The organism is Streptomyces sp. NPDC058872 (genome assembly GCF_042743065.1).
GTDB lineage: Bacteria > Actinomycetota > Actinomycetes > Streptomycetales > Streptomycetaceae > Streptomyces.
In genome coordinates, this window is record NZ_JBHYMK010000045.1 from 1 (window position 1) to 22,437 (window position 22,437).

Consider the following 22,437-nt stretch of genomic DNA (forward strand, 5'->3'; position numbering starts at 1 on the left):
CTCCACCCCGAACGCATCGGCGTCCACCTCTCCGAAGAATTCCAACTCCACCCCGAACAATCCACCGACGCCTTCGTCCTCCACCACCCCGAAGCAACCTACTTCAACGCACGGTAATCGGGCGGAGTAAATCCGCCCGTTTCGGGTGATCGCGACGTACACTGGTCGGTCCAGTGCAGGCCGGTCTTCCTCCCCGTACCGGGGAGGGGGCCGGCCTTCTCGTCCCTCCATGGAGGTGTGTCGGATGACCAGTACGGTCCCCGCGTCCCCGTTCCGCACGAACGGCCGCTCCGCCCTGCAGGCGGTCTTCCTCGACATGGACGGGACCCTCGTCGACACGGAGGACTTCTGGTGGGACGCGGAGGTGGAGGTCTTCGCCGACCTCGGACACCGCCTGGACGACGCCTGGCGCGATGTCGTCGTCGGGGGCCCGATGTCCCGAAGCGCCGGCTACCTGATCGAATCCACCGGCGCCGACATCACCCTCGCCGAGCTCAGCGTCCTGCTCAACGAGAAGTTCGAGCAGCGCATCGAGCGGGGCGTCCCGCTCATGCCGGGCGCCGAGCGGCTGCTCGCCGAGTTGGCCCGGCACTCCATCCCCACCGCCTTGGTCTCCGCCTCGCACCGCCGGATCATCGACCGGGTCCTCGCCTCCCTCGGCCACGACCGCTTCACGCTCACCGTCGCCGGCGACGAGGTCGTCCAGACCAAGCCGCACCCCGAGCCGTACTTGACGGCCGCCCAGGGCGTCGGGGTCGACCCCGCGCTCTGTGCCGTCATCGAGGACACCGCGACCGGTGTGGCGGCCGGCGAGGCGGCGGGCTGCAGGGTCGTGGCAGTGCCCTCCGTCGCCCCGATCACGGCCTCCGCGGGGCGGGTCGTGGTGCGCTCCCTGGAAGAGGTCGACGTGCCGTTCCTGCGCACGCTGATCACCAGAATTTGAGCTTTTCCTGAGCCTTCCCGGGATCCCTCCGCGGCGAATCCGCTTTCGCCAGGTAGAAAACGATCAGGCCATTCGCCGAAAAGCCCGCAACGTGACCTTAGTCACTCAGAGTGCTGGCCGGCGAGTGGCCTGACTGCGTTCTGTGTCTGGAAAGTGACTGTTTCGGCGTGCCCATGTGTCCCGATTCGCTCAGCTGCGTCCGCATCATCCGGCGCATGACTATCGAGCCCATCGCATTCATGATCACTGTGCGATTACCCCCGGGACGGCCCGTGGTCCGGCAATAGGGGCGCCGCCCACTAATCTTTCGCGAGTACTTCGCCGCATAACCGCGTGCACCGGCGCACACCCAAGTCGCCGTGATCACAGGACCGATCGCAACACCCGGCCCGATCGCTCCCGCCCCGAACGGGCGGCAGGCGGCGGAGTTCCACCACCGCTGTATCCCAGTGCCGGATGAGGAGATCGTCCCTGATGAACCGCAAGACCCTGGTGCTGCCGGCCGTGGCCGGACTGCTCGCCCCCCTGCTCGCCGCCTGCGGCGGCACGGAGGACGGCAGAGCGATCGTCGTGGGCACCACGGACCAGTTCATCGTCACCGAGGACGCCCCCGCCCCGTTCGACCCGGCCTACGCCTACGACACCGGCGCCTGGAACATCCTGCGCCAGACGGTCCAGACCCTCCTGCACGTGCCCCGGGGCGGCGGCGAGCCCGTTCCGGAAGCCGCGCAGAGCTGTGGCTTCACCGACAAGGCCAGCGAGAGCTACCGCTGCAAGCTCCGTCCCGGCCTCACCTTCGCGGACGGCACCCCCATCACCGCGGAGGACGTCAAGTTCTCCATCGAGCGGGTCCTGAAGATCAAGTCGGACAACGGAACCGCCGCCCTCCTCGCGAACGTCGACACCGTCGAGCCCCAGGGCGCCGACGAGGTCGTCTTCCACCTCAAGACCCCCGACGCCACCTTCCCGTACAAGCTCTCCACTCCGGTCGCCGGCATCCTCAGCAAGGACAAGTACGCCGATGACGCGCTCCGCGAGGGCTTCGAGGTCGACGGTTCGGGGCCGTACACCGTGAAGGTCGAGCACGACGGAGACAAGGCCACCCGTTTCGTCTTCAGCAAGAACCCGCAGTACAAGGGCGACGTCACCCTGCGCAACGACCGGGTCGAGCTGCGCCCCTACGCCGACGCCGGTTCCATGGGCGCGGCCCTGGAGGGCGACGACATCGACATGATGGCGCGCTCCCTGTCGCAGGAGCAGATCAAGAACCTCACGGAGAAGCCCAAGGAGGGCATCCGCGTCACCGAGGTGCCCGGCCTGGAGATCCGCTACCTCGGCTTCAACACCAAGGCCCCCGCCGTCGAGGAGAAGGCCGTCCGCCAGGCCATGGCCGCCGTCGTCGACCGGGGCGCGCTCGTCAACCTCGTCTACGGACCCACCGCCGAGCCGCTCTACTCGCTGATCCCCTCCAGCATCACGGGCCACGCGACCCCCTTCTTCGACGCCTACGGCGAGCCCGACCAGGCCCGCGCCGCCAAGCTCCTCAAGGACGCGGGCGTCCAGACCCCGGTCAAGGTCACCCTGAACTACACCACCGACCACTACGGCGCCGAGACCGCCCAGGAGTTCGAGGCGCTCAAGAAGCAGCTCATCGCCAGCGAGCTCTTCGACGCCACCGTCCAGGGAACCGAGTGGTCCCAGTTCCGTACCGCCCAGAAGCGCGGCGACTACGCCGTCTACGGCCTCGGCTGGTTCCCGGACTACCCGGACCCCGACAACTACATCGCGCCGTTCCTCGACAGCGACAACTTCCTCAACACCCCGTACGTGAACAAGACCGTCCGGGAGAAGCTCATCCCGCGTTCGCGCCGCCAGGCCGACCGCAACGCCGCCGGACCCGTCTACGCGCAGATCCAGAAGATCGTCGCCGAAGACGTCCCCGTCCTGCCCCTGTGGCAGGGCAAGCAGTACGTCGCCGCGCGCGACGACCTGAACGGAGTCGAGTACGCCCTCAACACCTCCTCCGACCTTCTGCTGTGGGAACTGGGGCGCGGCACCGCCTGACCCCTTCGTTGTCCCGGTCGTGCGACCCTGCGCGGCCGGCCTGACAAGAGATCAAGAGGCAAGTTCTGTGAAGGCACACAACAAGTGGCTGACGGCCCCGCTCGCCGCGGGCCTGTCCGCCGCCCTCCTCAGCGGCTGCGGCACCGAGCAGGGCGGATCAGGCGGCTCCGGAGGGGGCGTACGCGTCGGCATGTCCGACGAGATCCTCGCCACCGACCCCGCGGCCGGCTACGACCCCGGTTCCTGGCTGTTGTTCAACAACGTCTTCCAGTCCCTCCTCGCCTTCCCGAAGGGAGGCTCCGAGCCCGAGCCCGAGGCCGCCGACAAGTGCGACTTCGAAACCGGGAGCAAGGTCTACACCTGCACCCTGCGCGAGGGCCTCACCTTCTCCAACGGCAACAAGCTCACCTCGGAGGACGTCAAGTTCTCCTTCGAGCGGGCCCTCAAGATCGCGGACCCCTCGGGTCCGGCGCCGCTGCTCTCCACCATCGACACCATCGAGACCCCGGACGAGCGGACCGTCATCTTCCGGCTGAAGGTCCCGGACGCCACCTTCCCCAGCAAGATCGCCTCCGGCGCCGGCTCCATCGTCGATCACCGCGAGTACCCGGCCGACGCGCTCCGCGCCGACGGCAAGGCCATCGGCTCCGGACCGTACAAGCTGGACTCCATCAGCGAGACCGAGGCCACCTTCTCCGCCAACGCCGGCTACAAGGGCACCGCCCGGCCCAAGAACGACGCGGTCACCCTCAAGCTCTACCAGGGCGACCGCGCCGCACTCTCCAAGGCCTTCATCGACGGCGACGTGGACGTGGCCTACCGAGGACTCTCCGCCGGCGACATCGCCGCCCTGGAGAACTCCGCCGACACGTCCGGCAAGGGCATCGAGGTCATACCCGGCAGCAGCGCCGAGGTCCAGCACCTCGTCTTCAACATGAACGACCCGGTCGTCGGCAAGCTCGGCGTCCGCAAGGCCATCGCGTACCTCGTGGACCGCGAGGCCCTCGTCGAGAACGTCTACAAGTCGACGGCCACCCCGCTCTACTCGATCGTCCCCGCCGGCATCGCCGGTCACAACACCGCCTTCTTCGACACCTACGGCGACCCCGACGCGGCCAAGGCGAAGAAGGCCCTCCGGGACGCGGGCATCACCGACAAGGTGAAGCTCACCCTCTGGTCCACGCCCAGCCGCTACGGCCCCGCCACCGACCAGGAGCTGGAGGCCATCGCCGCCCAGCTCAACGCCAGCGGCCTCTTCGAGGCCGACGTGAAGTCCGTCGCCTTCAACCAGTACGAGAAGGACATCGCGGCCGGCAAGTACGGCGTCTACGTCAAGGGCTGGGTCCCCGACTACCCCGACGCGGACAACTTCACCAGCCCGTTCTTCGGCAAGGACAACGTCCTCGGGAACCACTACGAGAACTCCGCCATCACCGGCACTCTCATTCCCAAGACCGCCGGCATCGCCGACCGCGCCGCCACGGCCAAGGCGTACGGCGAGATCCAGGACATCGTCGCCGACGAACTCCCGATCATCCCGCTCTGGCAGGGCAAGCAGTACGCCGTCGCCCGCGACGACGTCACCGGCCTCGAGTGGACCCTCGACGCCTCGACGGTCTTCCGCTTCTGGGAGATCCGGAAGGGCTGACCCCTCCACCGACCGCACGGGGCCCGGCGCGCACGACGCGCGCCGGGCCCCGTGTCCGTTCCCCGTACGATCGGCTACTGGCCGCCGCCGGGGCGCACCAGACCGCTCTCGTACGCGTACACGGCGGCCTGTACGCGGTCCCGGAGCCCCAGCTTCGTCAGCACGTGCCCCACGTGCGTCTTCACCGTCGTCTCGCTGACGAACAGGTCGGCCGCGATCTCCGCGTTCGACAGGCCGCGCGCCACCAGCTTCAGCACCTCCACCTCGCGGTCCGTCAGGGTGCCCAGGGCGTCGGGCACCTGCTCCTCGCCGGTCGGCAGGTGCGCCGAGTACTTGTCGAGCAGCCGGCGCGTGATCGACGGCGCGAGCATCGCCTCGCCGGCCGCCACCACCCTGATCGCCTGCACCAGCTCGTTCGCCGGAGCGTCCTTCAGGAGGAAGCCGCTCGCGCCCGCCCGCAGGGCCTCCACCACGTACTCGTCCAGATCGAAGGTCGTCAGGACCAGCACCTTCGCCGGTCCGTCCCGCCCCGGACCCGTGATCTGCCGGGTCGCCTCCACGCCGTCCATCCGCGGCATCCGGATGTCCATCAGCACCACGTCCGGCTGCAGTGCGCGCACCTGCTCCTGTGCCTGCAGGCCGTCTCCGGCCTCACCCACCACCGCGATGTCCTGCTCCGCCTCCAGGATCATCCTGAATCCGGTCCGCAGCAGCGGCTGATCGTCGACCAACAGGACGCGGATCGTCACGGGGGGCTCCATTCACGGGGCTGGGCTCGCAGGGGCGCCCCCACTACGGTGCGGGCGGGGCCGGGTCCATTCTGCCCTGTCCGGATTCGCCCGACTCCGGCGGGCGCACCGGAACGATCTTCAACGGATAGGCCGGGGGAGTCCCGCCGAACTCCGGACAGACGGCCTGGTGATCGCACCAGCCGCACAGGCGCGTCGGCCGTGGCCGCCAGTCCCCCGACTCCGTCGCCCGCCGGATCGCATCCCACAGCGCGAGCAACTTCCGCTCCACCCGGAGCAGGTCCGCCTCCACCGGGTCGTAGGTCAGCACCTCCCCGCTCCCCAGGTACACCAGCTGCAGCCGCCGCGGGACGACGCCCTTCAGGCGCCACACCACCAGCGCGTAGAAGGTCATCTGGAACAGCGCACCGTCGCGGTACTCGGGCCGGGGCGCCTTCCCCGTCTTGTAGTCCACGATCCGCACCTCACCCGAAGGCGCCACGTCGACCCGGTCGATCACCCCCCGCAGCCGCAACCCCGACTCCAGCTCCGTCTCCACGAACAGCTCGCGCTCGGCCGGCTCCAGACGCGTCGGATCCTCCAGCGCGAACCACCGCTCGACCAGCTGCTCCGCCTCGTCCAGCCAACCCGCGAGACGCGCCCCGTCGGGGTCCCCGGCGAACAGCTCGCCCAGCTCCGGTCGCGAGGCGAGGAGCCGCTCCCACTGCCCCGACACCATCGCCCTCGCCCGCGGTGCCGTCCGCTCCGCCGCGGGATCGTCGAAGAGCCGCTCGAGCACCGCGTGCACCAGGGTGCCCCGCGTCGCCGCCGCACTCGGCTTCTCCGGCAGCCGGTCGATCACCCGGAACCGGTACAGCAGCGGACACTGCATGAAATCGCTCGCCCGCGAGGGCGACAACGACATGGGCACCCGGGGCTCCACCGGCCCCTGCTCGCTCGTACTCATGACGGAGACCCTACGGCCCACCACCGACATGGATCGGAATACCATCGACCTGGGACCCCGTCGCGCTGCATGATCGAACCGTGACGCACCGATGTGGGTCGCACCGCGCGACGAGAGGAACACGTGAACCAGGACGAGCCCAAGCCGCAGCGGACCGAGGAGCCCGGCGGAGGGATCCTCATGGGCCGCCCCTTCGGCGTGCCCGTCTACGTCGCCCCCAGTTGGTTCCTCGTCGCGGCCCTCATCACCTGGGTCTTCGGCGACCAGATCGAGCGCGTCCTGCCCGAGATCGGCGCCGCCCGCTACCTGGTCTCCCTCTTCTTCGCCGTCGCCTTCTACGCCTCCGTGCTCGTCCACGAACTGGCGCACACCGTCGCGGCGCTCCGCTTCAAGCTCCCGGTGCGCCGCATCCAGCTCCAGTTCTTCGGCGGCGTCTCCGAGATCGAGAAGGAGACCGAGACCCCCGGCCGGGAGTTCGTCCTCGCCTTCGTCGGCCCGCTCCTCTCCCTCGTCCTCGCGGGCGTCTTCTACCTCTCCTTGTACGCCGTCGAGCCCGGCACCGTTCCGGGGGTCCTCCTCGCCGGTCTGATGATCTCCAACCTGATCGTGGCGGTCTTCAACCTGCTCCCCGGCCTCCCGCTCGACGGGGGCCGCATGCTCCGTGCCGTCGTCTGGAAGATCACCGGCAAGCCCATGAGCGGCACCGTCGCCGCCGCCTGGGTCGGCCGCGCCCTGGCGGTGCTCGTCCTCATCGGCCTGCCGGTCCTCACCCGCACCGGCCTCCTGGGCAACTCCACCGACGACATCAGCGGCTTCACCACCGTCACCGACGCCCTGCTCGCCGCGATCCTCGCCGCCATCATCTGGACGGGGGCCGGGAACAGCCTCCGCATGGCCCGCCTTCGCGAGCACCTCCCCGAGCTCCGGGCCCGCGCCCTCACCCGCCGCGCGATTCCCGTCGAACCCACGACCCCCCTCTCCGAGGCCCTGCGCCGGGCCAACGAGGCGGGTGCCCGTGCCCTCGTCGTCGCCGACGGTGCCGGCGAACCGACCGGCATCGTCCGCGAGGCGGCCATTGCCGCCGTGCCCCAGCACCGTCGTCCCTGGGTGGCCGTCAGCACGCTCTCCCAAGACCTGGCCGACGGCATGCGCGTCCCGGCCGAACTCACCGGCCAGCCCCTCCTCGACCACCTCCGGGCCCACCCCGCCACCGAGTACCTCGTAGTCGAGGAAGGGGGCGAGATCTACGGCGTCCTCTCCACCGCGGACGTCGAGCGCGCCTTCGTGAAGGCCATGGCACGCCCCTCCTCCTGAGCCCGGTACTCTTGTTCACATGTCCGAACCGACCGGTGCCGCCCGCCGTCGCGGGCCCTTCAAGGTCGGGGACCAGGTCCAGCTCACCGACCCCAAGGGACGCCACTACACGTTCACGCTCGAGGCCGGGAAGAACTTCCACACCCACAAGGGTTCCTTCCCCCACGACGAGCTGATCGGTGCTCCCGAGGGCAGTGTTGTCCGTACCACGGGAAACGTCGCCTACCTCGCGCTGCGCCCCCTGCTCCCCGACTACGTCCTGTCCATGCCCCGCGGCGCCGCCGTGGTCTACCCGAAGGACGCGGGACAGATCCTCGCCTTCGCCGACATCTTCCCCGGCGCGCGCGTCGTCGAAGCCGGCGTGGGCTCGGGCTCGCTCAGCAGCTTCCTGCTCCGCGCCATCGGCGACAGCGGCATGCTGCACTCCTACGAGCGCCGCGAGGACTTCGCCGAGATCGCGAAGGGCAACGTCGAGCGTTACTTCGGCGGCCCCCACCCCGCGTGGCAGCTGACCGTCGGCGACCTCCAGGACAACCTGTCCGACACCGACGTCGACCGCGTCATCCTCGACATGCTCGCCCCCTGGGAGTGCCTGGAGGCGGTCTCCAAGGCGCTCGTCCCCGGCGGCATCCTCTGCTGCTACGTGGCCACCACCACCCAGCTGGCCCGCACCGTGGAGTCCATCCGCGAGTTCGGCTGCTACGCCGAGCCGCAGCCCTGGGAGTCCATGATCCGCAACTGGCACGTCGAGGGCCTCGCCGTCCGCCCCGATCACCGCATGATCGGCCACACCGGCTTCCTCGTCACCGCCCGTCGCCTCGCCGACGGCGTCGAGCCGCCGATGCGTCGCCGCCGCCCCGCCAAGGGCGCCTACGGCGAGGACTATGAAGGCCCCAACAAGGGCTGACGTCCCCGACGGGGCCTCGACCCGGCACACGGGCTGACGCCCCGTGAAGGGCTGACGCTCCGACACCCGCACTGCGCCGCCGTCGGGTTCCCCGGCCGCCGGGGAAACCCACGGCGGCGTCCTCATGCCCGTCGCAGCCCGTACCGAGCCCGGTCGGCCCCCACCTGTTCCGTCGCCCTGTGACGTGTGGCACGATGCCCCGAAACCCCGTCGCACCACCCCACAGGAGACGTCTCGCGTGCAGCCCTCCGCCGCCCCGGACCTCGCGGACCTCGCCCACACCCACGCCCGACCGGCGCACTGGCTGGCCACCGCCACCGCGACCGCCGCGGTCGTCGCCCTCGCCGGACTGCTCCAGCCCGGCCCCGCCGGAGCCACCGGCACCCCGCCCCCGAGGCCCGCCCCCGAGGCCTCCGGAGCCGACTACCCCCTGGAGTGCGGAGGCGCCCCGAGCACGGTCTCGAAGCGGGCCGCCGGAGACCTCGACGGCGACGGAAACCCCGAGACCGTTGCAGCCGTGCACTGCGAAGCAGGCTCCGGCACCCCGCCGAGCGGCGTCTACGTGCTCACCGGGGGCACGGAGGACGGAGCCCCCGCGCGCGTGGTCGCCACGCTCGTCGCGCCCGAACAGCACCGGAACGTGACCGAGCTCGCCGTCCGCGACGGAGCCGTACGCGCGACCCTGCTCGGCTACTCGTCCCCCGACGTGCCCAGCTGCTGTCCCGATGAGAAGGAGCAGGTCAGCTGGCGCTGGCACGACGGTGCCTTCGTCCGCAGCAGCCAGAGCGAGGCGCCGAGCGCCTGAGCCGTCACCCGGCGTCGGGGCCGTACACCTCGACGCCGTCGGCGACCCGGCGCACGTGGATGCAGTCGCCCGGGCACTCCTTGGCGGAGTCCACCACGTCCTGGAGCAGGGGCAGCGGCACCGGCGTGGTGGCACCCGCGTCCTGCAGCAGTTCGTCGTCGGCGCTCTTCACATAAGCGAGCCCGTCGATGTCGAGCTCGAAGACCTCGGGAGCGTACTGCGCGCAGATCCCGTCCCCGGTGCACAGGTCCTGGTCGATCCAGACCTCCAGCGCCTCTTCGGCACCCTTCGCCGGAGCCTCATGCTGCACGGTCATATCTCCTGCCGTTTCTGCTTCGCGCTATAAGTCGGGCCACCTCTGACGGGTGTTGACCAATGACGACGATACAACCGCCCGCTTTCAGACGGTGAAGGGTGGGTATTCCCCTGGCGAGAGGGGAAGCGCAAGGGTGAAGATCGGACACACCCCGGAGTCTTTTTGATCTAGGGGTTTCAATCACCACCCACGCAGGTAGGGTCAGGAAGCGTCCAGCTCCCCTTGGAGGAGGTGAGGACCGTGGCAGCCCACGACGACGACATCAACCGCGGCATCCGGCCGGGGCGGGGGTCTGAAGACCCCGCCGGCCAGGTTGCCTATCTCGAGCAGGAAATCGCCGTCCTGCGCCGCAAGCTCGCCGACTCTCCGCGACACACGAGGATTCTCGAAGAGCGGATCGTCGAGCTGCAGACCAACCTGGCCGGCGTGTCCGCGCAGAACGAGCGGCTCGCGCACACGCTCCGTGAGGCCCGCGACCAGATCGTGGCCCTCAAGGAGGAGGTCGACCGGCTCGCGCAGCCGCCGGCCGGTTTCGGTGTCTTCCTGCAGGCCAATGAGGACGGCACGTGCGACATCTTCACAGGCGGCCGCAAGCTCCGGGTGAACGTCAGCCCGAGCATTGAGCTCGAAGAGCTCAAGCGGGGCCAGGAAGTCATGCTCAACGAAGCGCTCAACGTGGTCGAGGCCATGGAATTCGAGCGGGCCGGGGACATCGTCACCCTCAAGGAGATCCTTGAGGACGGCGAGCGCGCCCTGGTGGTGGGGCACACCGACGAGGAGCGGGTGGTGCGGCTCGCCGAGCCGTTGCTGGACGTCACCATTCGCGCCGGCGACGCCCTGCTGCTCGACTCCAGGTCCGGCTACGTCTACGAGGTGGTCCCCAAGAGCGAGGTCGAAGAGCTCGTTCTGGAAGAGGTCCCGGACGTCGACTACGACAAGATCGGCGGCCTGGGCAACCAGATCGAGCTGATCCGCGATGCCGTCGAGCTTCCGTACCTCTACCCGGACCTCTTCAAGGAACACGAACTGAGGCCGCCCAAGGGCATCCTGCTCTACGGCCCGCCCGGTTGCGGCAAGACGCTGATCGCCAAGGCCGTGGCCAACTCCCTGGCCAAGAAGGTCGCCGAGGTGACCGGTCAGCCCGCGGGGAAGTCCTACTTCCTCAACATCAAGGGCCCCGAGCTCCTCAACAAGTACGTCGGTGAGACCGAGCGGCACATCCGCCTCGTCTTCCAGCGTGCCCGGGAGAAGGCGAGCGAGGGCACCCCCGTCATCGTCTTCTTCGACGAGATGGAATCCCTCTTCCGCACCCGCGGCTCCGGTGTCAGCTCGGACGTGGAGAACACCATCGTCCCGCAGCTGCTCGCCGAGATCGACGGTGTGGAGGGGCTGGAGAACGTCATCGTCATCGGCGCCTCCAACCGCGAGGACATGATCGACCCCGCGATCCTGCGGCCCGGCCGGCTCGACGTCAAGATCAAGATCGAGCGTCCGGACGCGGAGGCCGCGAAGGACATCTTCGCGAAGTACCTCACGGCCAATCTGCCGCTCCATGCGGACGACATTTCCGAGCACAGCGGCTCGAAGGGCGCGGCTGCTCACGGAATGATCCAGTCCGTCGTCGAGCAGATGTACGCGGAGTCCGAGGAGAACCGCTTCCTCGAAGTCACGTACGCCAATGGCGACAAGGAAGTCCTGTACTTCAAGGACTTCAACTCCGGCGCGATGATCCAGAACATCGTCGACCGGGCCAAGAAGATGGCCATCAAGGCCTTCCTCGACCACAACCAGAAGGGCATCCGGGTCTCCCACCTCCTCCAGGCGTGCGTGGACGAGTTCAAGGAGAACGAGGACCTGCCCAACACGACCAACCCCGACGACTGGGCCCGGATCTCCGGAAAGAAGGGCGAGCGGATCGTGTTCATCCGTACGCTCGTCACCGGAAAGCAGGGCGCGGACACCGGACGCTCCATCGACACGGTGGCCAATACCGGTCAGTACCTGTAAAACGCCCACCGGCTGCGGATGTCCGGAAAACGGACATCCGCAGCCGGCGCATTCCATCCAGCATTTCCCCCGGCATCACAGGGAAACAGGGAAATACTGCAATCGATCTCCCCACCAGCGCGGAGCCGTTCTAGGCTCATCGGTACCCGCCGAGTCGCGCACCGTGAGCGCCGCCGGGCAAGGAGGGCCGCATGACCGTACGGCGAGTAATGGGCATCGAGACGGAGTACGGGATCTCCGTCCCGGGACACCCGAACGCCAATGCCATGCTCACCTCGTCCCAGATCGTCAATGCCTACGCGGCGGCGATGCACCGGGCGCGCCGCGCCCGCTGGGACTTCGAGGAGGAGAATCCGCTGCGGGACGCCCGCGGCTTCGACCTCGCCCGCGAGGCCGCAGACTCCAGCCAGCTCACCGATGAGGACATCGGCCTGGCGAACGTGATCCTCACCAACGGGGCCCGTCTCTACGTGGACCACGCCCACCCCGAGTACAGCTCTCCCGAGGTCACCAATCCGCGTGACGCCGTGCTCTGGGACAAGGCCGGCGAGCGGATCATGGCGGAGGCCGCCGAGCGCGCCGCCCAGCTCCCCGGGGCCCAGCCCATCCACCTCTACAAGAACAACACCGACAACAAGGGCGCCTCCTACGGCACGCACGAGAACTACCTGATGAAGCGGGAGACCCCCTTCTCGGACATCGTGCGCCATCTGACCCCCTTCTTCGTCTCCCGTCAGGTCGTCACCGGTGCGGGGCGGGTCGGCATCGGCCAGGACGGACGCGAGGACGGCTTCCAGATCAGCCAGCGCGCGGACTACTTCGAGGTCGAGGTGGGTCTGGAGACCACGCTCAAGCGGCCCATCATCAACACCCGGGACGAGCCGCACGCCGACGCCGACAAGTACCGCCGGCTGCACGTGATCATCGGAGACGCCAACCTCTCGGAGATCTCGACCTACCTCAAGCTGGGCACCACGGCGCTGGTGCTCTCGATGATCGAGGACGGCTTCATCACCGTCGACCTCGCCGTCGACCAGCCCGTGCGCACCCTCCACCAGATCTCGCACGACCCCGGCCTCCAGTACCTGGTCACGCTCCGGAGCGGTCGGACGCTCACCGCGGTCCAGCTCCAGATGGAGTACTTCGAGCTCGCCAGGAAGTACGTGGAAGAGCGTTACGGCTCGGACGCGGACGAGCAGACCATGGACGTCCTCGCGCGGTGGGAGGACACCCTGGGCCGCCTGGAGAGCGATCCGATGAGTCTGGCCGGTGAGCTGGACTGGATCGCCAAGCGCGAGCTCATGGAGGGCTACCGTCGCCGCGACGGCCTGGACTGGGACGCGGCCAGACTGCACCTGGTGGACCTCCAGTACGCGGACGTGCGGCCCGAGAAGGGCCTCTACAACCGTCTGGTGGCCCGCGGGCGCATGAAGCGCCTCCTGACCGAGCCGGAGGTGGAACGGGCCGAGGCGGCGCCTCCCGAGGACACCAGGGCGTACTTCCGGGGGCGGTGCCTGGAGCAGTACGCCGACGACGTCGCCGCGGCCTCCTGGGACTCGGTCATCTTCGACCTGCCCGGTCGGGACTCCCTCCAGCGGGTGCCGACCCTGGAGCCGCTGCGCGGCACCAAGGACCACGTGAAATCGCTCCTGGACCGCTGCCGGACCGCAGAGGAACTCGTCCGGGTGCTGTCGGGCGGCTGAACAGGGGGCCCGGTTCGGGCCTGAAATACCCCGGTGCTGGGAATCATGGAAACAGTGCCCGGGCGTTGTGGAAACTGCAGGGCCGATGTCAGGCCCTGCCTATAGGGTCTGATCTTGTACGGACTCAACCGAGCGGGCCGATTCGAGCGGGGTGAGGGATATGGCGACCAAGGACACCGGCGGCGGACAGCAGAAGGCGACGCGCTCCACGGAGGAGGTCGAGGAGACCACCACGGAGGCGAGCTCCGATCTCCAGGAGCGTCAGGAGAAGCTCGACGACGACGTCGACTCGATTCTCGACGAAATCGACGACGTGCTCGAGTCCAATGCCGAGGACTTCGTTCGAAGCTTTGTGCAAAAAGGTGGAGAGTGATTCCGCCTTTGATGTGAAGGCGGCTCGGGGGCGGGAACGTGACGGTGGAAGTCACCACGCGGTGCGGTCGGTGTGGCGGGACCACGCGGCCCGGTGATTCCGCCGGCGATCGGGGACCGTGCGGCGGCTCGCAGAGATCGTGCCGGCCGCACGCCCCCCGAGGCTCCGGCAGGAGCGGACCGCCTCCGCGCAGCAGAACCGGCCGTGGGCCCACGTGCCCGCGTCCCCTTCCGCATCTCGTGCGCCCCTGTCGGACCCGCGCCGCTGTGGGGGCCCGGGTTCGGGTCTTCCGGGTGCTGGCGGGGCGTCACCGGGATCGGGCGCGGCGGGACGATGCGCCTCGGGCGTCCGTCCCCCGTGTCCGTCCCGCCGCATCAGCGGTTCATGTGGATCACTGCCGTGAGACGGGTAGGGTCCGGGGCGTACTGTGCTTCAACTGTAATTCGGCCATCGGCAAGTTGGGAGACGATCCCGACACCCTTCGTCGGGCCATCTCATCACTGGAGGGAAACGCGTGGAAGCCAACACTCGTAGCACCGGGCGTCTACCAGCTGCCTTCCTGACGCCGGGCTCGTCCTCGTTCATGGACTTCCTGGCCGACCATTCGCCGGAACTGCTCCCGGGCAACCGGAAGCTTCCGGAGGGGATCGTCGAGGCGCCGCACGGCACGACCATCGTGGCCGCCACGTTCTCCGGAGGCGTGGTGCTCGCCGGTGACCGGCGGGCGACCATGGGGAACATGATCGCGCAGCGGGACATCGAGAAGGTGTTCCCGGCCGACGAGTACTCGGCCGTCGGCATCGCAGGTACCGCCGGCCTCGCCGTGGAGATGGTGAAGCTGTTCCAGCTGGAGCTGGAGCACTTCGAGAAGGTGGAGGGGGCGACGCTCTCCCTGGAGGGCAAGGCGAACCGTCTCTCCACCATGATCCGGGGCAACCTCGCCATGGCCATGCAGGGGCTCGCCGTCGTGCCGCTCTTCGCGGGCTGGGACGAGGGCAAGGAGAAGGGCCGGATCTTCTCGTACGACGTGACCGGCGGTCGCTCCGAGGAGCACGGGTACGCCGCCACCGGCTCCGGCTCCATCTTCGCGCGCGGGTCGATGAAGAAGCTGTACCGCGACGACCTGACCGAGGAGCAGGCCACCACCCTGGTGGTGCAGGCGTTGTACGACGCGGCGGACGACGACTCGGCGACCGGCGGCCCGGACCTGGCCCGCAGGATCTTCCCGATCGTCACCGTCATCACCGAGGAGGGCTTCCGCAGGCTCAGCGAGGCCGAGTCCTCCGGGCTGGCCCGGTCGGTCACCGAGCGGCGTCTGGAGCAGCCCGACGGGCCGCGTGCCGCCCTGCTCTGACCGTTCCTCGCCCCTAGAAGCCCTTCAGACCTGAAGAAAGGGACGGTAGCCGGTGTCCACGCCGTTCTATGTCTCACCCCAGCAGGCCATGGCCGACCGGGCCGAGTACGCCCGCAAGGGCATCGCCCGCGGCCGCAGCCTGGTCGTCCTCCAGTACACCGACGGGATCGTCTTCGTCGGTGAGAACCCGTCCCGAGCGCTGCACAAGTTCAGCGAGATCTACGACCGGATCGGCTTCGCCGCCGCCGGCAAGTACAACGAGTACGAGAACCTCCGCATCGGCGGTGTGCGCTACGCCGACCTGAGGGGGTACACCTACGACCGGGACGACGTCACCGCACGCGGTCTGGCCAACGTCTACGCGCAGACCCTGGGCACGATCTTCTCCAGCGCCGGGGAGAAGCCCTACGAGGTGGAACTGGTCGTCGCCGAGGTCGGCTCCGAAGCGGAAGGCGACCAGATCTACCGGCTGCCGCACGACGGCTCGATCGTGGACGAGCACGGCTCGGTCGCGGTCGGCGGGAACGCGGAGCAGATCAGCTCCTTCCTCGATCAGCGACACCGGGACGGCATGTCCCTGGCCGAGGCCCTGAAGCTGGCCGTGCAGGCGCTCTCGCGGGACACCAACGGCACCGAGCGGGAGATTCCCGCGGAGCGCCTCGAGGTGGCCGTCCTGGACCGCACGCGTCCGCAGCAGCGCAAGTTCAAGCGCATCGTCGGGCGTCAGCTCTCGCGTCTCCTGGAGGCGGACGACGCGGCGGCGACCCCGACGGACGAGCCCTCGGACGAGGCCTCCGAGGAGTAGTCGGCAGTGCTCCGAGGGCCCCGATCCGCGTGCGAGCGGACCGGGGCCCTCCGTGCACGTGCGCTCAGGAGCCTGCTGCAGGGCCCGTGGAGCCGCGCGGGACCAGGGTCACGGGCAAGAGGTCGGGAGCAGCCGCTTCGCCCGCGAGGACGTTCAGGAGGGCCTCCATGCCCCGTTCCCCGATGTGCTCGGCGGGGAGGGCGACGGTGGTCAGCTCGGGCTCGACGGCGGTTGCGAGCGCCAGGTCGTCGAATCCGGTGACCGAAACGTCTTCGGGGACCCGTAGCCCGAGGCGGCGCAGGGCCTTGCAGGCGCCGGCCGCGAGGATGTCGTCGTCGCAGACGAGGGCCGTGGGGCGGGGGCCCGGTGCGGCAAGGGCCCGCTCGGTGGCGGCCATGGCGCCGTGCACGTCCAGCGGGGCGCGGACGGTGCGCACCGAGACCTCGGCGAGGGACTCGACGAGGGCTGCGGCGCGGACGTCGAAGGTCCAGGAGGGCACGGCCGAGGCGAGGTGGACGAAGCGCCGGTGGCCGAGCGCGAGGAGGTGCCCGGTGACCTGGCGCATGCCGTCGGCGACGTCCAGGTTGACGTGGGCGGCAGCGGCGTCCGCGGGGTCGCTGTCGAGCATGACCAGGGGCAGGTCGGTGCCGCGGAAGGCCTTGAGCGCATCGGACGCCATGGAGGAGGCGATGACGCCGTCGAGGGCGGCGCGGGCGGAGGCGAAGGGGTCCTTGGCGGGCCCGATGCCGTCGGGAGAGGGGTAGAGGACGACGCCGAAGCCGTGTCGGGCCGCGACGGCGGCGGCTCCGGTGTAGACCCGGGCGAAGAACTCGTTGGTGAGGGCCGGTACCACGAGGAGCGCGGTGCGGGTGCGGCCGAGGCGGAGGTTCCGGGCGGCGAGGTTGGGGCGGTAGCCGAGGCCCCGGGCGGCCTCGCGGACGGCTTCCGCGGTGCGTTCGGAGACCCGGCCGCGCCATTTGTCACCGAGGACGAGGGAGACGGTGGCCTGGGAGACGCCCGCGGCCCTGGCGACGTCCCGGCTGGTGGGGCGGGAGCCGCCGAGTGGTTCCGGGGTCTGCACAGGAGCCTCCGAGTCGAACGGTCACGGGGCGCGGGCTGGACCCGCGCACAGGCGCCATGGTACGTATGACGTCAGAAGTTATACGTAAAACCTCGACCTGGGTTCGAGGTGACGGGAGGGTGACATGGCCACCGAGGCCCCCGCGCACGGCGGCTATCTCGACATACTCCGGGCGCCGCACGCGGCCCGACTGCTCGCGGGGACCCTCGTCGGCCGGCTGCCCAACGGCACCGGCCCCATCGCCATGACCCTGTTCGTCCGGGACCAGGGCGGCAGCTACAGCCTGGCCGGTGGTTTGATCGCCGCCTACGGCATCTCCAACGCGGTCGGGCAGCCGCTCCTCGGTCGTGCCGTCGACCTCAAGGGGCAGCCCAGGGTCCAGTTGCCCGCCGCGGTGCTGTCCGCACTCGGCATGGCCCTGTTCGCCCTCGCCGGCATCGGCCACCTCGCGCTCGCGTATGCGGCCGTCGTCCTGGCGGGACTCTTCACCCCACCGCTGGAGGGCGGCCTGCGCGCGCTGTGGCCGAGCGTGCTCGGCCGGGAGGACCGGGTGCACCGGGCATACGCGCTCGACGCGGTCGCCCAGGAGGTCATGTTCACCGTGGGCCCGCTCCTGGTGACGCTGCTCGTCGCGCTGTGGTCGCCCGCCGCCGCCCTGCTCGTCATCAACGTCCTGGGCGTGCTCGGCGCCCTCGCCGTGGTGCTCTCCGAGCCCTCCCGCACCTGGCGTTCCGCCGTGCGCGAGGCGCACTGGCTGGGCGCCCTGCGCTCGCCCGGCCTCCTCGCCCTCCTCGGTTCGTTCTTCTTCGTCGGGCTGGCGCTCGGCTCCATCACGGTCTCCGCCGTCGCGTACGCGGACGACCGGGGCGCGCCGTCCGCCTACGGCTGGCTGATGGCGGCCCTCGGCCTCGGCGCGCTGTTCGGCGGAGTCCTCTACGGTGCCCGGCAGTGGGCCGGGGCGCCCGAGCGGCGCCTCCGGGTCCTCGTGGGCCTCCTCGCGGTCTGCTACCTGCCGCTCATGCTGACCCCCGGCCCCGTCGCCATGGCCGGCCTGTCGGTCCTCTCCGGGGTCTTCCTCGCCCCCGCGCTCGCCTGTGCGTTCATCGTGGTGGACCGGCACGCCCCGAGCGGCACCGTGACCGAGGCCTTCTCGTGGCTCGTGACCACGTTCGGGGTCGGCGCGGCCCTGGGCTCCGCCGCGGCGGGGCCCGCCGTCGAACTGGCGGGAACCACGGCCGGGTTCGCCGTCGCCGGAGCCGGCGGCCTGGTCGCCCTGCTCGTGCTGCTCGCCACCGGGCGCGCCCTCCGTGCCCCCACCGGCCGCGGCACCACCGTGCGACACGCCGCGGGAGGGACGGTTCCCGGCGCCGTGCACGCCGAAAAGAACGCGCACTGATCGGAACACGACCGAAACGGGAACGTCCAACCCGGTTTCAGCGCACGCCGTCAGGCGTAATGTTCAGACATGGACCGCCGCATTTTCGGGCTGGAGAACGAGTACGGCGTCACGTGCACGTTCAGGGGACAGCGCCGACTGTCTCCTGACGAAGTGGCGCGCTACCTCTTCCGCCGTGTCGTGTCATGGGGCCGCAGCAGCAACGTCTTCCTGCGGAACGGCGCCCGCCTGTACCTGGACGTGGGTTCACATCCGGAATATGCCACACCGGAATGTGACAACGTGACCGAGCTGGTCACCCATGACAAGGCCGGCGAGCGCATTCTCGAGGGCCTTCTCGTCGACGCCGAACGACGCCTGCACGAGGAGGGAATCGCGGGCGACGTCTATCTCTTCAAGAACAACACCGACTCGGCCGGAAACTCCTACGGCTGCCACGAGAACTATCTCGTCGCCCGGCACGGGGAGTTCTCCCGGCTCGCGGACATCCTCATCCCCTTCCTCGTGACGCGGCAGCTGATCTGCGGCGCGGGAAAGGTCCTGCAGACCCCGCGGGGCGCCGTCTACTGCGTCTCCCAGCGTGCCGAGCACATCTGGGAGGGCGTCAGTTCCGCCACCACGCGCTCCCGGCCCATCATCAACACCAGGGACGAGCCGCACGCCGACGCCGAGCGCTACCGCCGGCTGCACGTCATCGTCGGGGACTCGAACATGTCCGAGACGACGATGCTGCTCAAGGTCGGCGCCACCGACCTCGTCCTCCGGATGATCGAGGCCGGCACGGTGATGAGGGACCTGACCCTGGAGAACCCCATTCGGGCGATCCGCGAGGTCAGTCACGACATCACCGGGCAGCGCAAGGTCAGGCTCGCCAGCGGCCGCGAGGCCTCCGCCCTGGAAGTGCAGCGCGAGTACTACGAGAAGGCCGTGGACTTCGTCGACCGGCGGGGCATCCGCGCCGGCACCGTCGCCCAGGTCCTGGAACTGTGGGGCCGTACGCTCGACGCGATCGAGAGCGAGCAACTGGACCGCATCGAGACCGAGATCGACTGGGTCATGAAGCACCGGCTCATCGAGCGCTACCGGACCAAGCACAACATGACCATGTCGAACCCGAGGGTCGCGCAGATAGACCTCGCCTATCACGACATCCACCGTCGCAGGGGGCTGTACTACCTGCTCCAGAAGAACGGCCAGGCGGCCCGGATCTGCAATGACATGAAGATCTTCGAGGGCAAGTCGGTGCCTCCGCAGACCACCCGGGCCCGGCTGCGCGGCGATTTCATCCGGCGCGCCCAGGAACAGCGGCGTGACTTCACCGTCGACTGGGTCCACCTCAAGCTGAACGACCAGGCCCAGCGCACGGTGCTGTGCAAGGACCCGTTCCGCTCCGTCGACGACCGGGTGGAAAAGCTGATCGCCGGAATGTAAGAAGGTCGTACCGGTCGGCTGGGCCCCGCACGTTCCCTGTGCGGGGCCCTCGACGTGGCAGGAGGAACGCCTAGAGTGTCGGCACCATTACTGTGACGTCTGAGATCTGAGGAACACGTGCGCCGACTTGCCGGCCTACTCGTCGTCCCGCTGCTGCTGCTCTCCACCGCGGCGTGCGGCAGCGACGACAAGGGCTCCGATTCCGTCTCGATGAAGAACGGGCTGCCCGCCATCACCGCGGGGGAGAAGTTCGGGGAGAAGCCGACCCTCTCCAAGGGGGAGGGCGACCCGCCCAAGGAACTGAAGGTCAACGTCATCAGCGAGGGCGACGGCGCGGTGACGAAGAAGGGCGATGCGCTCCAGGTGAACTACCTGGGCCAGGCCTGGGACTCCACCACCCCGTTCGACAACAGTTTCGACCGCGGTCAGCCCTTCGACCTCACGCTGGGTGCCGGTCAGGTCATCAAGGGCTGGGACCAGGGGCTGGAGGGCCAGAAGGTCGGCAGCCGCATCGAGATCGGCATTCCGCCGGAGCTCGGCTACGGTGCGCAGGGGCAGGGGGACATCAAGCCCAATGCCACCCTCGTCTTCGTCGTGGACATCCTGAAGGCCGTGACCATCCCGAAGTCGGCCACGGGCACCCCGGTCGCCCAGGACAACAAGGACCTGCCGCAGGTCGGTACGAACACCGACGGCAAGGCCCCTTCGCTGACGGTTCCGAAGGCCGACCCGCCGACCAAGCTCGTCTCGAACTACGTGCTGGAGTCCACGGGCGAGGCCGTCCAGGCCACCGACACGCTGGTCGTGAACTACGTCGCCGCCCTCTGGGCGGACGGCAAGGTCTTCGACTCCACCTACACCACGGGCAAGCCCGCCAACTTCCCGTTGCCGCAGCTCACCCTGAAGGGCCTCAAGGACGGTCTCGTCGGCAAGAAGATCGGCAGCCGCGTCCTCATCGTCGCTCCGCCGTCGGAGGCGTTCGGCAACGAGGAGAAGCAGGGCATCCCGAAGAACTCGACGCTGGTCTTCGCCGTGGACATCCTGGCAAAGATGTAAGACTGTCCCGATCGCGCATTTCACCCTTGCGCAGTTCATTCGTATGAGGAGCAGTTCAGTGAGCATCGAGAAGCCCGAGGTCGACTTCCCGGGTGGCGAGCCGCCGAAGGACCTGGAGATCAAGGACATCTGGGAGGGCGACGGCCCGGAGGCCAAGGCCGGCGCCACCGTCTCCGTCCACTACGTGGGCGTTTCCTTCTCCACCGGTGAGGAGTTCGACTCCTCCTGGAACCGCGGCACCCCGCTGCAGTTCCAGCTCGGCGTCGGCCAGGTCATCCAGGGCTGGGACAAGGGCGTGCAGGGCATGAAGGTCGGCGGGCGCCGTCAGCTGATCATCCCCGCCCACCTCGCCTACGGCGACCGGGGCGCCGGTGGCAAGATCGCTCCGGGCGAGACGCTGATCTTCGTTTGCGACCTGGTCGCCGTCTGATCGGTCACGCCCGACCGGTGACGGTCTTCCGGGGGTCCTCGTCGTCCGCGGCGGGGACCCTCGGCTTTTGTCCCGACACCCCGGGGCGGTACGGTCGGACGTCCGAGAACTGGAACCGGGGAAGGGTGCGGGGCGTCGATGGCGATCGCCAAGTCCGAGCGGCTGATGAATCTCGCGCTGTGCCTGCTCGGGACGCGCCGTCCGTTGAGCAAGCGCGAGCTCCGCGGTTCCATCGAGGCGTACCTCGAGGCGAGCGGCGACGACGCGTTCAACCGCATGTTCGAGCGGGACAAGGACGACCTCCGCGAGCTCGGCCTGGTCATCGAGACCGTCGAGAACCTGGAGGGCGAGACCGGTTACCTCGCTCGCCGCGACTCCAACCGGCTCCCGCCGATCACCCTCGATGCCGAGGAGGCCGCCGCGCTCGGCCTCGCGGCCAAGGTCTGGCAGCAGGCCCGCCTGGCCGGGGCCGCCAGCGGTGCCCTCCAGAAGCTCCGCGCCGCCGGCATGCCCGAGGCCGGGGACTCGTACGACACCCAGCCCAGTGCCCTCGAACCGCGCATCCCGGTGCGCGAGACCGCCTTCGAGCCGCTCATGCTGGCCTGCCGTGACCGACGGCCCGTCGTCTTCGACTACCGCAAGGCCAATGCGGCCCGCCCCGAGACCCGCCACGTCGAGCCGTGGACCCTCGAATGCTGGCGCGGTCACTGGTACCTGGCCGGCTGGGACCGCGACCGCGGTGCCGAGCGCGTCTTCCGGCTCTCCCGCATCACCGGGAAGGTCCGCTCACGGGCCGGTGCCTTCACCGCGCCCGTCCCCGACGTCTCCACCGTCCGGGAGACCGTCGAGAGCTGGGCCGGCGAGACCGCCACCCGCTCCGCCCGGATCAGGCTCCGCGCCGGCTGCGGCTACCCGCTCCGCGCCCGTGCCGGTTCGGTGACCGAGGGTGACGACGGCTGGGACGAACTGGAGATCCCGTACGGGCACGGGCTCGATGCCTGGCTCGTCGAGTTCGGCCCCGACGTCGTCGTGCTGGGGCCGGCCGACCTGCGGGCCGACGTGATGGACCGGCTGCGCGCCGTGGCCAAGGGCTGAGGGGGAGACGTACC

21 protein-coding genes are annotated in these 22,437 nt (G+C 69.4%); 17 read left to right on the top strand and 4 right to left on the bottom strand.

Annotated features, from left to right (window positions below):
* The first annotated feature begins 244 nt into the window (after positions 1–244).
* From ACFW22_RS25275 to ACFW22_RS25285, 3 genes are all read left to right on the top strand, one after another.
* Positions 245–943 (top strand): HAD family hydrolase, encoded by a 699-nt coding sequence (locus ACFW22_RS25275; RefSeq protein WP_386408634.1) that lies wholly within the window; start codon positions 245–247, stop codon positions 941–943.
* Between the two features lie 474 nt (positions 944–1,417).
* Complete coding sequence (locus ACFW22_RS25280; RefSeq protein ID WP_386408636.1) at positions 1,418–3,007, top strand: ABC transporter substrate-binding protein; 1,590 nt, start codon at positions 1,418–1,420, stop codon at positions 3,005–3,007.
* Between the two features lie 67 nt (positions 3,008–3,074).
* Entirely contained in the window at positions 3,075–4,655 is a 1,581-nt protein-coding gene (locus ACFW22_RS25285) for an ABC transporter substrate-binding protein (protein ID WP_386408638.1), read from the top strand.
* Between the two features lie 74 nt (positions 4,656–4,729).
* Here the strand turns inward: ACFW22_RS25285 and ACFW22_RS25290 are convergent, their stop codons facing one another.
* Both ACFW22_RS25290 and ACFW22_RS25295 read right to left on the bottom strand, forming a co-directional pair.
* Positions 4,730–5,404, bottom strand: a complete 675-nt coding sequence (locus ACFW22_RS25290) for a response regulator (RefSeq protein ID WP_384884439.1) — start codon at positions 5,402–5,404, stop codon at positions 4,730–4,732.
* Between the two features lie 43 nt (positions 5,405–5,447).
* Entirely contained in the window at positions 5,448–6,350 is a 903-nt protein-coding gene (locus ACFW22_RS25295; protein ID WP_386408640.1) for a RecB family exonuclease, read from the bottom strand.
* A 180-nt stretch (positions 6,351–6,530) separates the two neighbouring features.
* Between ACFW22_RS25295 and ACFW22_RS25300 the strand changes: the two genes are divergently transcribed.
* The 3 genes from ACFW22_RS25300 to ACFW22_RS25310 all read left to right on the top strand — a co-directional run bounded on the left by ACFW22_RS25300 (position 6,531) and on the right by ACFW22_RS25310 (position 9,376).
* Entirely contained in the window at positions 6,531–7,664 is a 1,134-nt protein-coding gene (locus ACFW22_RS25300; protein WP_386408741.1) for a site-2 protease family protein, read from the top strand.
* Positions 7,665–7,683: 19 nt separating this feature from the next.
* Positions 7,684–8,571, top strand: a complete 888-nt coding sequence (locus ACFW22_RS25305) for a tRNA (adenine-N1)-methyltransferase (RefSeq protein WP_019884997.1) — start codon at positions 7,684–7,686, stop codon at positions 8,569–8,571.
* A gap of 238 nt (positions 8,572–8,809) precedes the next feature.
* Positions 8,810–9,376 (top strand): hypothetical protein, encoded by a 567-nt coding sequence (locus ACFW22_RS25310; protein WP_386408642.1) that lies wholly within the window; start codon positions 8,810–8,812, stop codon positions 9,374–9,376.
* Positions 9,377–9,380: 4 nt separating this feature from the next.
* Here ACFW22_RS25310 and ACFW22_RS25315 read toward each other — a convergent pair whose 3' ends face one another.
* Positions 9,381–9,692 (bottom strand): ferredoxin, encoded by a 312-nt coding sequence (locus ACFW22_RS25315; RefSeq protein ID WP_386408644.1) that lies wholly within the window; start codon positions 9,690–9,692, stop codon positions 9,381–9,383.
* A gap of 240 nt (positions 9,693–9,932) precedes the next feature.
* On the opposite strand from ACFW22_RS25315, the gene arc reads away from it, so the two are divergent.
* The 6 genes from arc to prcA all read left to right on the top strand — a co-directional run bounded on the left by arc (position 9,933) and on the right by prcA (position 15,934).
* Positions 9,933–11,699, top strand: coding sequence for a proteasome ATPase (arc, locus tag ACFW22_RS25320; RefSeq protein ID WP_386408646.1), 1,767 nt, complete (start codon positions 9,933–9,935; stop codon positions 11,697–11,699).
* A 191-nt stretch (positions 11,700–11,890) separates the two neighbouring features.
* Positions 11,891–13,402, top strand: a complete 1,512-nt coding sequence (dop, locus tag ACFW22_RS25325; protein WP_386408648.1) for a depupylase/deamidase Dop — start codon at positions 11,891–11,893, stop codon at positions 13,400–13,402.
* Between the two features lie 160 nt (positions 13,403–13,562).
* Entirely contained in the window at positions 13,563–13,775 is a 213-nt protein-coding gene (locus tag ACFW22_RS25330) for a ubiquitin-like protein Pup (protein WP_384884456.1), read from the top strand.
* Positions 13,776–14,068: 293 nt separating this feature from the next.
* Entirely contained in the window at positions 14,069–14,338 is a 270-nt protein-coding gene (locus ACFW22_RS25335; RefSeq protein ID WP_386408651.1) for an endonuclease domain-containing protein, read from the top strand.
* On the top strand, positions 14,290–15,129 hold the full coding sequence (gene prcB, locus ACFW22_RS25340) for a proteasome subunit beta (protein WP_386408653.1): 840 nt from the start codon (positions 14,290–14,292) through the stop codon (positions 15,127–15,129). Before ACFW22_RS25335 ends, prcB begins: the two co-directional genes overlap by 49 nt.
* A 52-nt stretch (positions 15,130–15,181) precedes the next feature.
* Positions 15,182–15,934 (top strand): proteasome subunit alpha, encoded by a 753-nt coding sequence (gene prcA / locus ACFW22_RS25345; RefSeq protein ID WP_386408655.1) that lies wholly within the window; start codon positions 15,182–15,184, stop codon positions 15,932–15,934.
* Positions 15,935–15,998: 64 nt separating this feature from the next.
* Here the strand turns inward: prcA and ACFW22_RS25350 are convergent, their stop codons facing one another.
* On the bottom strand, positions 15,999–17,015 hold the full coding sequence (locus ACFW22_RS25350) for a LacI family DNA-binding transcriptional regulator (RefSeq protein ID WP_386408657.1): 1,017 nt from the start codon (positions 17,013–17,015) through the stop codon (positions 15,999–16,001).
* A gap of 124 nt (positions 17,016–17,139) precedes the next feature.
* Between ACFW22_RS25350 and ACFW22_RS25355 the strand changes: the two genes are divergently transcribed.
* From ACFW22_RS25355 to ACFW22_RS25375, 5 genes are all read left to right on the top strand, one after another.
* A complete protein-coding gene (locus ACFW22_RS25355) occupies positions 17,140–18,411 on the top strand; it encodes an MFS transporter (protein ID WP_386408659.1) in 1,272 nt (423 codons plus the stop codon).
* Positions 18,412–18,480: 69 nt separating this feature from the next.
* On the top strand, positions 18,481–19,842 hold the full coding sequence (gene pafA / locus ACFW22_RS25360; RefSeq protein WP_384875778.1) for a Pup--protein ligase: 1,362 nt from the start codon (positions 18,481–18,483) through the stop codon (positions 19,840–19,842).
* Positions 19,843–19,959: 117 nt separating this feature from the next.
* Positions 19,960–20,898 carry an FKBP-type peptidyl-prolyl cis-trans isomerase gene (locus ACFW22_RS25365; protein WP_386408662.1) on the top strand — a complete coding sequence of 313 codons (939 nt, stop codon included), beginning with the start codon at positions 19,960–19,962 and terminating at the stop codon, positions 20,896–20,898.
* Positions 20,899–20,956: 58 nt separating this feature from the next.
* Entirely contained in the window at positions 20,957–21,328 is a 372-nt protein-coding gene (locus tag ACFW22_RS25370) for an FKBP-type peptidyl-prolyl cis-trans isomerase (RefSeq protein WP_147977214.1), read from the top strand.
* A 138-nt stretch (positions 21,329–21,466) separates the two neighbouring features.
* A complete protein-coding gene (locus tag ACFW22_RS25375) occupies positions 21,467–22,423 on the top strand; it encodes a helix-turn-helix transcriptional regulator (protein WP_386408664.1) in 957 nt (318 codons plus the stop codon).
* The last annotated feature ends 14 nt before the right edge of the window (positions 22,424–22,437 follow it).